This window comes from Dyella agri (assembly GCF_044904705.1).
Taxonomy (GTDB): domain Bacteria; phylum Pseudomonadota; class Gammaproteobacteria; order Xanthomonadales; family Rhodanobacteraceae; genus Rhodanobacter_A; species Rhodanobacter_A agri.
Genome location: NZ_JADIKL010000003.1, coordinates 84,110 through 96,459, shown reverse-complemented (window position 1 = coordinate 96,459; position 12,350 = coordinate 84,110). Strand labels below are relative to the sequence as shown.

The following is a 12,350-nucleotide window of genomic DNA, read 5'->3' as shown; positions in this document are numbered from 1 at the left end:
CGGCCGCTCAGCGCAGCCGCAGCGCCAGCCACGACAGCAGTGCCAGCAGGTTGATACCGAGGTGTGCGGCGGCGGGGCCGCCGACGGCAAGCACGAAAGCCTGGCTGCCGAAGTGCGCGGCCAGCCCCAACTGCGGCGGCAGATGCAGCGTGGCGAACACGTTGACGTAGCCGCCGCAGTACAGCGCCCAGCTGAACACGGGAGTGGCGATCAACGGCAGCTGCAGCAGCTGCGCCCAGCCCGACCAGCGCACGCCGCGCTCGCTGTTCTCCAGCAGCAGCACGCCGGCCACCAGCACGAAGGCATACAGCGCCAGGCCGATCAGCGCGACCACGCTGTCGTGCGCGCGGAACGGCAGTAGGCGGTAGAGCATCAGGATCATGCCGTAGCAGCCGCCAGCCACTTCGAGGATGCCGATCAGGCGGAACAGGATGGTGCGCACGCGGTGGTCTCGTTCGAAAAGGGAAGCTTAGGCTATCGGCGCAAAAAGCGCGCTGGCTTTCGCCGAGCGCGTCAATCCAGCGCATCGGCCAATTCATGCAAGTCGGCGATGTGCTCGTCCCACCAGCGGGCCTCGGCCACGAACGGGAAGGCGGCGGGGAAGGCAGGGTCGTGCCAGCGCTGGGCGATCCAGCCGGCGTAATGCAGCTGGCGCATTGCGCGCAGCGCGGGCACCAGCGCGAGTTCCGCGTGATCGAAGTCGCGCAGCTGGGTATAGCCGTCCAGCAGCGCGTGCATCGTCGTCTCGTCGCTGGCGAGCATCCACAGGTCCTGCACCGCCGGGCCCATGCGCGCGTCGTCGAGGTCGACGAAGTGCGGGCCGGCATCGGTCCAGAGAATGTTGCCGGGGTGGCAGTCGCCATGCAGGCGCAGCGTGCGCACGGGGCCTACGGCATCGAAACGCGCGGCCACGGCTGCGTCGAGCCGCTGCGCCGCGTTGCGGTAGGCGGCATGCAGGTGCGCGGGCAGCAGCGACGAAGCCAGTACGGCCTGCATCGGCTGCGCGATCAGCGTGGTGCGGTCTAGCGCGCCGCGATGCGAAAACGGGCGGCGCGTGCCCACCGCGTGCAGGCGCGCGAGCAGGCGGCCCAGCCACTCCAGTTGCTCGCGCGATTCCAGCGCGGGCGCGCGGCCGCCGTGGCGCGGCGCCAGCGCATAGCGGAAGCCGCCGTGCAGCAGCAGGCTGCGACCGTCGAACGCGAGCGGCGCCACCATCGGCACCTCATCCACTGCCAGTTCCTGTGCAAAAGCATGCTCTTCCAGGATCGCCGCATCGCTCCAGCGGCCAGGACGATAGAACTTCGCGATCACCGGCGAGGCGTCCTCGATGCCCACCTGCCACACGCGGTTCTCGTAGCTGTTGAGCGCGAGCAGGCGGCCATCCGGCCACAGGCCGCAGGCGCCCACGGCGTCGAGCACCCGGTCGGGGGTGAGGTCCGCGTAAGGCGTGTCGTTCAACGCGGCGCCACCACGTCGACCGGTACCACCGCCATGGTCAGTCGGGACACGCACACCAGCCGTTGCCGCTCGTCCTCGATGCGGATCTCCCACAGCTGGGTGCTGCGCCCCAGGTGCAATGCCTTCGCGGTACCGGTGACGATGCCTTCGCGCACGCCGCGTACGTGGTTCGCGTTGATCTCCAGGCCGACGACGTGGAACTGCGCCGGATCGAGCGTGAGCATCGCCGCGGTGCTGCCCAGTGTCTCGGCCAGCGCCACGGAAGCGCCGCCGTGCAGCAGGCCGTAGGGCTGGTGGGTGCGCTGGTCCACCGGCATGGTGCCGCGCAGCCAGTCGTCGCCGGCGGCGGTGATGCGGATGTCCAGCGCCTCCATCAGCGTGTTTGCGCTCCACCCGTTGACGCGCGCCAGATCGATGTCCTGCTGCCAGATACCCATGCCCGTTCCTCGTTTAACAGGCCTCCATTGTCGGCCGACCGCCATCGCGGCGACAATGTGCGCGTGTTCACCGTCACCCTGAAAAGCACCGGCCGTCGCTTCGACGTGGCCGCGGGCGAAACCGTGCTGGAAGCCGCGCAGCGTGCCGGCATCGCCTTGCCATACTCGTGCCGCGCCGGCGTCTGCGGCAGCTGCAAGGCCACCTTGCTCGCCGGCCGCTGCGACTACCCGCGCAACCCGCCGCTGGCGCTGGACGCCGACGAGCGCGCCCATCATGCCGTGCTGCTGTGCCAGGCGGTGCCGGCCAGCGACCTGTTGCTGGAGGCACGCGAGGTGGCCTCGGTGGAAGACATCGCGCGCCGCCAGCTCAGCGTGCGTGTGACCGAGAAGCGGGTGCTGGCGCCCGACGTGACCGGGTTGCATCTGCAACCCGTCGATGGCGAGGCGAGGCTGCAATGGTTGCCGGGCCAGTATCTCGATGTGCTGCTGGACGAGGGGCGGCGGCGACCGTTCTCGATCGCCAACGGCCCGCAGCCGGACGGCACGATCGAGCTGCACGTGCGCCACGTCGCCGGCGGCGGCTTCACCTCGCGGGTGGCCGACGAGCTTGCGGTGGGCGATGTGATGCGCATCGAGGCGCCGTTGGGTACCTTCGTGGCGCGCGAGGATTCGGAGCGGCCGATGATCTTCATGGCCGGCGGCACCGGCATCGCGCCGGTGAAGGCGATTGTCGAGCACTTTCTCGCGCTGGGCTCGCGCCGCACGATGGATGTGTACTGGGGCGTGCGCAGCGCGGCCGATCTGTATCTGCTGCCGAAGATCGAACAGTGGCGGCGACAGGCACGGCAGCTGCGCTTTCACGCGGTGCTGTCCGACGTGGAACAAGCTGCCGGCGCGGGGTGGCGCGCGGGATTGGTGCACGAGGCCGTGCTGGCCGATTACGCCGACTTGTCTGGCCACGACGTCTACATGAGCGGGCCGCCCGCGATGATCGACATCGCGCGCCACCGCTTCGTGGCGGCAGGCCTGCCGGAGGAGCGGCTGTACTACGACTCGTTCGATTACGCGCCGGACGTGCTGGCGCAGATCATCGCCGGCCGCGCCGGTTTTCACCTGTAGGAGTGCGCCTTGCGCGCGATGGCTTTTGGCCGGTAACCGCCAAAGAGCTCTCGCGCACCGGGTGCGCTCTTACTTGTTGCCCTTGGCCACTGGCAGCTGGGCCTGCTGCCAGGACAGCACGCCGCCGCCCAGGGTGTAGACCCGCTGGAAGCCGGCCTTGACCAGCCGCTGCGAAGCCTTCGCGGCGTTGCCGCGGCCGTCCTTGTCCATCACCACCACCGGCAGTTCCTTGGCCTTGGCCAGGTCCTTGTGCTCGGGGTCGAACTGGCTCATCAGCACGTGGCGCGCGCCGGGCACGTGCATCTTCTCGAAATCGGCGATCGCCGAAAGGTCGATCAGCAGCGGGTTGTCGCGATTGATGAGCTGGGTCAGGCCGGCCGGCGTCAGTTCCTTGCTCTTGCTGAACAGGACGCCGATCTGCACCACGATCAGTGCGATCAGCAGGATTGCGAACAGCGCGGCGAGCGCCGCGTGGTTGCCGATGAACTGGGGCAGCTTGTGCAGGAAATCTTGCATGTCGGTTCCACGGGGCGCGACAGCCGCGCCGGTACGGTCGAACCGGCGATTATACGGGCATCCGATGCCGCTATAAGTCCGGCTGCTACAAGTCCGGCCGCCATCAATCCTGGCGGATGTCCGGCAGGCCGCTCTCCAGCCACCAGTGCTTGGTCTTCTCGTCGTAGCGCCAGACCTGGCGCTGGACGACGCTGCGTTCGACCTGGGTGTGGATGTTGACGAAGCTGATCTGCACCGTCTGCTGCACTTCGTCCTGGTTGACCGCCGCCGGGCCGGAGCCCTCGTCGTAGTCGGTGACGCGTACCTGCTGGTAGCGCGCCAGGTCGATGTTCGAGGGCGGATGTTCCTTGAGCACCTTGGGGTCGACGAACTGCAGCGCACTCTCCAGGCCATCCCAGCGTATGGCGCCGCCGTAGGCCCTGAGTGTGGAGGTCAGGTTATCGCTGCGGGTGTTTTGTGCGCAGCCGGCCAGCAGCAGGGCGGCGCTGGCGACGGGCAGGAGCAGGATACGACGCATGGTGGTTGTCCCCCGGGGATCCTCGCCATTCTGCGGCGGCGGGCGCGCCGCTTCAATCGCGGCGCTTGGCGACGAAGCGGGCGGTCAAGGTGGCCGCTGGCAGGCCGTCCGTGCCGGGCACATGGCAGCTCACTTCGATGCGTGCCCTGCCACGTGCCTGCAGGGTGGCGAAGAATCCGGCCCAGTCCGCGTCCTCGGCCAGCCGCGCCTCGGCGCGGAAATCCGCCCATACCGGCTGCAGGTAGCGCACGGTGGATTCGCCCACGAACACATCGCAGTCGTGGCCTTGCTTGCGCAGCGCCAGCTCCACCAGACCCCAGCCGCACAGCGTCATCAGGCTCACCAGGCTGCCGCCGAACGCGCAGCCCTTGTCGTTGACGTTGGGCGCCAGCGGTGCGCCCAGGATGAGCAGTTCGTCGTTGTGGGCCAGCAGTTCGAGGTCCATCGCCCGCGCCAGCGGGATCTTGTCGCGGATGAAGCCGACCAAATCGTGTGCTGCGTTGTTGCTTGGGTTCACGGGCGATCCATTGGGGGTGATGGCAACCGCTAGACTGCGGGTTGTCCGAGCCGGAATGATGTGGGGCGCAGGTGCCTTCCTCAAGTGCAAGCAAGCCGTTCGCGTTGCGCGGCCGTGTGGTGGTGATCACCCGTCCGGCCGGCACTGCCGCCGCGCTGGCGCGGCGCGTGCGTGCGTGCGGCGGCGTGCCGCTGCTGTTGCCGGGCCTGTCGCTGCGCGGCACGACAGACGAAGCAAGCCTGCGCACGCAGATGCGCGCCGCGCTGAGCGATCAGCTCTTGGTGTTCACCAGTCCCGCCTCGGTGCGTTTCGCCGCTGCGTTAGTGCCCTTGCGCACGCGCGCCACGGTGCTGGCCGTGGGGCAGGGCACGGCGCAGGCGCTGCGCCGGCACGGCGTGTCCGCGCAGGCGCCGTCGCGGCAGGACAGCGACGGCCTGCTCGATCTGTCCGCCACGCAGGCCCTGCGCGGCAAGCGTGTGGCGCTGGTCGGCGCGCCCGGCGGCCGTGGCGTACTGCGCGAACAGCTGGCCGCGCGCGGCGCGCGGCTGCGCGAGCTGCAGGTGTACCGGCGCGTGCCGCCGCGGCTGGGCCGTCGGCATGCCGAAGCCGTACTGGCGCTGCCGCGTTCGGCGCGGATGCTGCTATCCAGTGCCGAGGCGCTGCAGAACCTGGTGGACTTGTTGCCGGCGCCGGCACTGGCGCGCCTGCGTGCGGCAGTGGTCGTGGTCAGCAGTGCACGGCTGGCGCAAGCCGCGCGTGCAGCGGGTTTTACGCGCATCGTGCAGGCCGGGTCCGCGCTGGCCGGCGATCTGCTCGAGGCTGCGGCCCAGCGCTGATCGTTTCACGGCCTTGCAACGAACGTCGCGGGCCTGCCTGCTAGCATGCCGGGCATGAACGAGCACGAGTCTGCACCGTCCGCCACGCCGGCATCTGCGCCGCGTGCCACGAAACCTGCATCCCGCCATGCCGCGCCGCGCGGAGGCAGCGTCGCGCTGGCCCTGCTGTTGGCGTTGCTGGCCTTGCTGGCAGCCGGCTACGTAGGCTGGCGCCAGTGGCAGCAGCGAGTCGGCGTCAATGCCGCCGTGCTGAACACAGTGGACTTGCTCAATCGCGTAAACGCGCTGGAGCACAAGCTGGACAGCCTGAAAGGCGGCAGTACAGACCTCGCCCAGCGACTGGATGCCGCCGACCAGCGCGACCGCGGCATGCAGGCCGCGCAGCAGACACAGGGTGATCGACTGCGCATGTTGGAAGAGGCGGTGGGCAAGCTCTCTGAGAACACGCTCTCCGCGCATGACGCCACCTTGCTCGATGAGGCCGAGTCGCTGTTGCGCATGGCCAAGGAGCGCTACGAACTGTTCCACGACACGCAGGGCGCGGCGGCTGCCTACGCATTGGCCGCGCAGACGCTGGCCGCGGTGAACGACGGCGCGTTCGCGGGATTGCGCCAGGGTGTGGAAACCGAGCGCCGCGCGCTGCTCGCCAGCCAGCCCACCGGCCAGACGGAGGCGCTAGCCAAGCTCACCACGTTGCGTGGTGTGCTGCCCTCCTTGCCGCTGAAGCCGCTGGATGCACCCGCCAGCGCCTCCTCGAGCAGCGCGTGGTCGCGCATCGGTCGCGCGCTCGCCGGCGTGGTCAGCGTGCAGCGCGACAACGGTGCGCCACTAGCCGTAGCCGATGCGCGCTTCGCGCGCGAACTGCTAGCGCTGGACCTTGCGCAGGCGCAGGCCGCCTTGCTCGCGCACGATCCCAAGGCCTGGGCGGCGGCACTGCAACGTGCCGACGCCGGGCTCGCCAGCCAGTTCGACGACAGCGCCGAGGCCGTGCAACAGGCGCGCGCCACGTTGCAGCAGCTGGCTGGTGCCTTGCCGGACAACACGCCGGTGCAGCTGGGTGCCGCGCTTACCGAACTGCGCAACCTGCGCGCGGTGCACGCGCTGTCGAACAGCCCCGCGGCGGCGGCCAGCACGGCTGCGCCGGCACACGGCGCGGGAGCCGCGCGATGAGTCTTTGGCGCTGGATCCTGCTGCTGGTGGTGGTCGCCGCGCTGGCCGCGTTCGGCTGGCATTGGGTGGCGGCCGATCCCGGCTATGTGCTGGTGCGCATCCGCGGCTGGAAGGTAGAGACCTCATTGCTCGCCACGGTGGCTATCCTGCTACTGGCCTGGGCCGTGCTCACCGTGGCATGGCGGCTGTTGCGCTGGCCTTTCGGTGCGTTGTCACGGCGGCATCGCCGGCTCAGCCGCAAGCGGCTGGCGGAAGGCCTGATCGCGCTGATGGAAGGCCGCCACGGCGACGCCGAGCGCGACCTCAACCGCGCCTCGCGGCTGGGCGCGTTGCGCGGCGTGGCCTTGCTGGCCTCCGCCGAGGCTGCCTCGCGGCGCGGCGAACACAGCCGCGCGCTGGAAATCCTTGCCGAGGCCTCGCAGGCCGCACCGCAGGCCGCCCGCGTGTTGCGCGCCCGCGTGCTGCGTCGCGACGACAAGGCTGCCGAGGCGCTGGCCCTGCTCGCGCCCGACGCCGACAAGGCTGCGTTGCCGCCGGGCGGTTGGCGCGAGCTGGCACTTTCCGCACTGGCCGCGGGCGACACCCGCCGTGCGCTTTCCGCGCTGGAGCCGCTGCAGAAAAGCGGCGCGCTCGGTACACGCGGTTATGCCGCGCTCGAGGCCAGGGTACTGGTCGCCGCCATCGACGCCGCGCCTGACGGCGCCGTGCTCAATACGCTGTGGTCGCAGCTGCCCAAGACCCAGCGCCGCGCCCCTGCCGCCATCGACGCCTACGCGCGCCGTGCGGCCGGCTTCGGCCTGGTGCTGCCGGCGATGGATGAGCTCGAATCGGCGTTGCGGCGCGAATGGTCGCCGGACCTGGTGGAGGCCTACGGCGTGCTCGCCGGCGGCGACCTCGACGCCCGCCTGCGCCGTGGCGAAAGCTGGCTCGACCAGCATCCCAACGACCCCGCGCTGCTGCTCGCCCTGGGCCGTATCTGTGTGCGTTCGAAACTATGGGGCAAGGCCCGCCAGTACCTCGAACGCTCGCTGGCGCTCGAACCCGGTGCCGGTACCTGGGAAGCGCTGGGCGACACCTGGCAAGGCCAGGGCGACGCCGCCCAGGCCCAGCGCTGCTACCGCAATGCCTTGGCCATGGCTCGCGGCGAGACCGTGCAGCAGCCCCCCGGTCGGGCCAGTGGTGTGATCGACACCAGCGCGATTGCGGTAGAGGAACGCGATGAGCACGGGGTGCCGCGGTTGCGCGGCTAGCCCCTTCGGGCCTGTCCCGTGAAGAACGCGTGTCGGGCGACGGGTGTCCGTGACCCCGGTTGCACAACCGGATCGGTCGCCGCCTTCCGGTAGCCCCGGGCCTGGTTTTTCCTTGCACTTCAGACCATTTAGGTGCATAGAGGCCCCGGGCCTCTCTCGGCGTACCTACCCTGTCCCGCCGGCCATGGCCCGGGCTGGCACAAACCGTCTGGAGCGACCATGGCTACCGCGATCCTGGAGAAGCTTGCTTCTGTCCCCCGTTACCCCACCCTGCGTGTCACCGAAAGTGCAGATGCCTCTGTGCACTGGTGCCACATGCATGCCGACCTGGCTACCTTGCCCGGCCGCGCCTGCTTCAAGCCGGCACTGGTTGCCGACATCCTGCAGTATCAGAACGTCCTGGGCGACAGGCTGCGCCGGGAGCGCATGCTTGGCGAAGCCGGACTGCGGCATGTGGTGCTCGCCTCCGATTGCGATGCGTTCAACCTCGGCGGCGATCTCGAATACTTCTGCGAGTCGATCCGCCGGCAGAACCGTCCTGCGCTGCTGACCTACGCACGGCAGTGCGTGCGCGGTGTGCATGCGTTCCATGCCGGACTCGATGCCGACGCACACAGCATCGCGTTGGTGCAGGGTGACGCCTTGGGCGGCGGCTTCGAAGCGGCATTGAGCTGCCACACCATCGTTGCGGAAGAAGGCGTCGGCATGGGCCTGCCGGAGGTGCTGTTCGACCTGTTCCCGGGGATGGGCGCCTACTCCTTCCTGTGCAAGCGTATCCCGCCGCAGCAGGCCGAGCGACTGATGCTCAGCGGCGACATCCTTTCCACCGAGGAGCTTTACAAGATGGGGCTGGTGGACGTCCTGGCTCCGCGCGGTCAAGGCGTGCAGGCGGTCGAGGAAGTCATCCGCAGCAATCGCCGCATCCCGCATGCGCGCATGGCCATGCATCGGGTCCGGGCGCTGGCGCAACCGGTGACGCTGGAAGAGATGATGGCGATTACCGAGATCTGGGTGGATACGGCGTTGCAGCTCGGCGGGAAGTCGCTGCGCACCATGGAGCGGCTGGTACGCGCGCAGTATCGCCGACACGGCGAACCGGCTGCGGTGCAGGCCTGATCATGATGACTGCGGACTGTCCTCGCGCGCGGGTGTCCAGCTCCCGCGCGCCTGCAGCGCCTGTTCGCCGTCGCGCAGGCGTTGCGTCAGGCTGTCGCAGTGGCGCTGCCAGTCGCGTTCCAGCTCGAAGGCGGTCATCCGCATCATGCCGCCGCTCAAGCCGGCGCACTGCACCAGGCCCAGATTGCCGGAGATCCCCTTCATGGCATGCGCTTGGTCGCGGAAGCGCTCCCAGTCGGCCTCCGCTCCGGCCTGGCGCATCCTTGCCAGCGCCACCCGCGCATCGGCGATGCACTGGCCGACGAAGTCGGCTTCGAAGGCCTTCCCCATGCCAAGCGACGCGAATTCATCGAGTACCGATGTGTCCAGCACCTCCCCGGCAGAGGCGTGCGCGCCTGGGGTGGAGCTGTCCAGTTCCTCGCCGTCCCCACCTGTCAGGATCGCCGCGATGGCGTCGAGCAGCCTTGCGGCGGCGAAGGGTTTGGTGATGAATGCACGTGCGCCGGCGTCACGGCATACCCGTGCCGATTCGGGAGTGGCATCGGCGCTGATGACCACCACCGGGGTACGGGTGCGCGTGCCGGCTTCCATCACGCGCAGCTGACGCAACAGGTCGATGCCGCTCAGCGACGGCATGTGCAGGTCTACCAGCGCCAGCTCGAACCCGCCGCCCGCCAACGCATCCAGTGCGTCTTCGCCGTCCTCCACGGTCATGACCCGGTGTCCGGCCTTTTGCAGCACGCCCTGCAGAAGCAGGCGGTTGGCGGCATGATCGTCGGCGACCAGGATGCGCACGGACTTGATCCGCGCACGATGGCGCGAGAACGGATCGGCAAACGCAATGACGTTGTGCGCCGGCGACGGTGACGGCGGTAGGCGCGCGTCCGTGCTCTGCAATTTGCCTTCGGCGGATGCGCGCGCGGGTTCGACGGCGGGTTCGAACGGCAGCTCGACCCAGAACCGGCTGCCGACGTTCTCGTGGCTTTCGAACCCGATCGATCCACCCATGGCCTCGGTCAGGCCCTTGGCGATCGTGGTGCCCAGCCCGCTGCCCTGGTGCTTGCGGGCGAGGCTGTTGTCGGCCTGCTCGAAGGCCTCGAACAGTCGCGCACGCGCCGATGCGGGTATGCCGATGCCGGTGTCCGAAACCGTGAAGCGCAGGCGCAGTTGCCCGCTGCCGCCCCCGGCCGATTTCGCCACGGTCATGCGGACTTCGCCCGACGCGGTGAACTTGATCGCGTTGCTCAGCAGGTTCACCAGTACCTGCTGCAAGTGGTGGGCGTCGCCACGCAGTTGCACGGGCACTTCCGGCGATACCGTCACCGTGTAGTCCAGCCGCTTCGAGCGCGCCTCGGGGCGCAGCATCAGGTTGATCTGTTCCAGCAAGGCATTCAGGTTGAACGCCTCCTGCTTCAAGCGCAGCTTGCCGGCCTCGATCGCCGAGATGTCCAGCACGTCCTCCACCAGGGCCAGCAGGGAGCGGCTGGCCGCCTGGATGGTTTCCAGGTAGCCGCGCTGCTCGGCATCCAGCCGGGTGCTCGCCAACAGCTCCGACATGCCCGACAACCCGTTCAGCGGGGTGCGGAACTCGTGGCTCATGTTGGCGAGGAACCGGCTCTTGGCCAGATTGGCGCGGCGGGCTTCCTCGATCGCGGCGGTCAACGCCTTGAGCAGGGAGGCGAAGTACAGCGGCACGGCGACCAGGCCTAGCAGCAATCCCCAGGACAGGTAGCGGTTCTGCAGCCAGTACGGAGTGAAGGCCATCATGGCCGCGAACGACAGCGCGGCCAGTGTGGTGGAGGCATACAGGTAGAGCGGCCCGTAGCGCATGCCGTTGCCGATCGACACCCACAGGTATGCCGCGTACAGCGGGGAGGCCGACTCGCCCTGCAGGTACATGACCCCACCGATCGCCGCGTAGTCGGCCAGCATCCCGAGCCAGCGTCGCACCTGCGACGGCTGAGGCGCGATGAGAATGGCGGCAAGCAGGCCGATCGAAAGCGCCAGCTCGCCGAGCAGGATCAGCCAGGTCGAGAACAACGCCTGATCGTTGTCACCCCAGCCGACTTTCCAGCCAAGGTAGACGGAGAACAGCAAGGTGATCGCGATGCGCACGAACACCTGCGCGTGCTCGCTGTCTGCGCGTCCGCGCAGCCTCAGTCGCATCCAGGCCAGTGCCGTGAGCATGCCGTCAACGCCAATCGCGATGCCGCGGGACATTGGAGTAGCGCTCGCAAATGCCGTACAGCCGCGGCAAGTTGTCCATCAGGGCGCGTACGCAGGCCGGATCCAGCATGACGCCGCTTTGCGTGCCGATGAATTCGAGCGAGCGCCCGATGCTCCATGCCTCTTTGTACGGGCGCGGCGACAGCAAGGCATCCAGCACGTCGGCCACGGTCGTCACCCGTGCCTCCAGCGGGATCTCCTCGCCCGCCAGCCCGTCCGGGTAGCCCTTGCCATTCCAATGCTCATGGTGGCGCAACGCGATCTGCGCCCCCGCCTGGATGAAGCGGTTCTGGCTGTCCTGCAATAACTGGTAGCCGATGCGCGGGTGCTGCTGCATGCGCGAACGCTCGTCCGCGTTCAGCGGGCCCGGCTTCATCAGGATCGCGTCGGGGATGGCGATCTTGCCTATATCGTGCAGCGGCGCGGCCAGCTCGATGGTGCGCACCTGCTCCTCCGGCAGCCCCAGGCCCTCCGCAATCAGTCCTGCTATATGCGACATGCGCTCAAGATAGGCGCTGGTGCCGGCATCGCGGAGTTCGATGGCTCGCGCAAGCCGCGACAAGGTCTCGCGTTCGCGTTCCTCGACTTCGTGCATGCTGGCCAGGAGCCGTTGCTCCAGCGACAGCGAACGCTGCTTGATCGATTCCGACTGCTGGCGCAACTGCAGCAGGTTGCGGCAACGCGCGCGCAGCTCGCGCGGGTGGATCGGTTTGACCAGGAAATCGATTACCCCGGCATCCAGTGCGGCCTGCCGCACCGGTTCGTCGCCCACCACCGTGACCAGCACGATAGGCACATCCCGGTTCCGTAACGGCTCGCGGAAGGCCTTGGCCAACTCCAGCCCGTCCATGTCCGGCATGCGATAGTCCAGCAGCAGCAGGTCGGGCCGGTTGTCCTGGCACCAGTTCAAGGCTTCCACGGGGACACCGAAATCATGCACGACGAGCTGCGGCCCGATGCCCTGCACGATATGCCGAAGCATCGTGCGTGCCGAAGGTTGGTCGTCGACGATCACGACATCCATGCAATCCTCCTCTCGGCCAGAACGCAGGAAGGCGCGATTGCCCGCATCCTCCCCGCAATCCGGCGCCTTGGCAAGGGGCGGCAGACGGGTTTGGACTCCCAAAAGAACGTGGCCGGGAGTGGCGGGAACGGGGTTCGCGCGCCCCGGTCCGCTGCCGGGAATCG

At 68.7% G+C, this 12,350-nt stretch carries 13 protein-coding genes; 5 read left to right on the top strand and 8 right to left on the bottom strand.

What is annotated here, in order from left to right; genetic code table 11:
* Positions 1–7 precede the first annotated feature (7 nt).
* From ISP14_RS06400 to ISP14_RS06390, 3 genes are all read right to left on the bottom strand, one after another.
* Positions 8–442 (bottom strand): hypothetical protein, encoded by a 435-nt coding sequence (locus tag ISP14_RS06400; protein ID WP_404537311.1) that lies wholly within the window; start codon positions 440–442, stop codon positions 8–10.
* Positions 443–513: 71 nt separating this feature from the next.
* Positions 514–1,458 (bottom strand): serine/threonine protein kinase, encoded by a 945-nt coding sequence (locus ISP14_RS06395; RefSeq protein ID WP_404537309.1) that lies wholly within the window; start codon positions 1,456–1,458, stop codon positions 514–516.
* Positions 1,455–1,895, bottom strand: a complete 441-nt coding sequence (locus tag ISP14_RS06390) for a hotdog fold thioesterase (RefSeq protein WP_404537307.1) — start codon at positions 1,893–1,895, stop codon at positions 1,455–1,457. Before ISP14_RS06390 ends, ISP14_RS06395 begins: the two co-directional genes overlap by 4 nt.
* 63 nt (positions 1,896–1,958) lie before the next feature.
* Between ISP14_RS06390 and ISP14_RS06385 the strand changes: the two genes are divergently transcribed.
* A complete protein-coding gene (locus ISP14_RS06385) occupies positions 1,959–3,014 on the top strand; it encodes a 2Fe-2S iron-sulfur cluster-binding protein (protein WP_404537305.1) in 1,056 nt (351 codons plus the stop codon).
* Between the two features lie 69 nt (positions 3,015–3,083).
* On the opposite strand, the gene ISP14_RS06380 is transcribed toward ISP14_RS06385, so the two are convergent.
* From ISP14_RS06380 to ISP14_RS06370, 3 genes are all read right to left on the bottom strand, one after another.
* The gene (locus tag ISP14_RS06380) at positions 3,084–3,530 is read right to left on the bottom strand and encodes a rhodanese-like domain-containing protein (protein ID WP_404537303.1); all 447 of its coding nucleotides are present in this window, start codon (positions 3,528–3,530) and stop codon (positions 3,084–3,086) included.
* Positions 3,531–3,633: 103 nt separating this feature from the next.
* Positions 3,634–4,047, bottom strand: coding sequence for a hypothetical protein (locus ISP14_RS06375; RefSeq protein WP_404537301.1), 414 nt, complete (start codon positions 4,045–4,047; stop codon positions 3,634–3,636).
* Between the two features lie 52 nt (positions 4,048–4,099).
* Positions 4,100–4,564, bottom strand: a complete 465-nt coding sequence (locus ISP14_RS06370; protein WP_404537300.1) for a YiiD C-terminal domain-containing protein — start codon at positions 4,562–4,564, stop codon at positions 4,100–4,102.
* Between the two features lie 71 nt (positions 4,565–4,635).
* Here ISP14_RS06370 and ISP14_RS06365 point away from each other — a divergent pair, with 71 nt between their 5' ends.
* The 4 genes from ISP14_RS06365 (at position 4,636) to ISP14_RS06350 (ending at position 8,936) form a co-directional block, all read left to right on the top strand.
* A complete protein-coding gene (locus tag ISP14_RS06365) occupies positions 4,636–5,400 on the top strand; it encodes a uroporphyrinogen-III synthase (protein WP_404537298.1) in 765 nt (254 codons plus the stop codon).
* A gap of 54 nt (positions 5,401–5,454) precedes the next feature.
* Positions 5,455–6,570, top strand: coding sequence for a uroporphyrinogen-III C-methyltransferase (locus ISP14_RS06360; RefSeq protein WP_404537296.1), 1,116 nt, complete (start codon positions 5,455–5,457; stop codon positions 6,568–6,570).
* Positions 6,567–7,820, top strand: a complete 1,254-nt coding sequence (locus ISP14_RS06355; protein WP_404537294.1) for a heme biosynthesis HemY N-terminal domain-containing protein — start codon at positions 6,567–6,569, stop codon at positions 7,818–7,820. Before ISP14_RS06360 ends, ISP14_RS06355 begins: the two co-directional genes overlap by 4 nt.
* Before the next feature lie 219 nt (positions 7,821–8,039).
* The gene (locus ISP14_RS06350) at positions 8,040–8,936 is read left to right on the top strand and encodes a crotonase/enoyl-CoA hydratase family protein (protein ID WP_404537292.1); all 897 of its coding nucleotides are present in this window, start codon (positions 8,040–8,042) and stop codon (positions 8,934–8,936) included.
* Here ISP14_RS06350 and ISP14_RS06345 read toward each other — a convergent pair whose 3' ends face one another.
* Together ISP14_RS06345 and ISP14_RS06340 are read right to left on the bottom strand one after the other, a co-directional pair.
* The gene (locus ISP14_RS06345) at positions 8,937–11,123 is read right to left on the bottom strand and encodes an ATP-binding protein (protein ID WP_404537290.1); all 2,187 of its coding nucleotides are present in this window, start codon (positions 11,121–11,123) and stop codon (positions 8,937–8,939) included. It abuts the gene before it with no gap.
* A 4-nt stretch (positions 11,124–11,127) separates the two neighbouring features.
* Complete coding sequence (locus ISP14_RS06340; protein WP_404537288.1) at positions 11,128–12,186, bottom strand: HD domain-containing phosphohydrolase; 1,059 nt, start codon at positions 12,184–12,186, stop codon at positions 11,128–11,130.
* Positions 12,187–12,350: the final 164 nt, after the last annotated feature.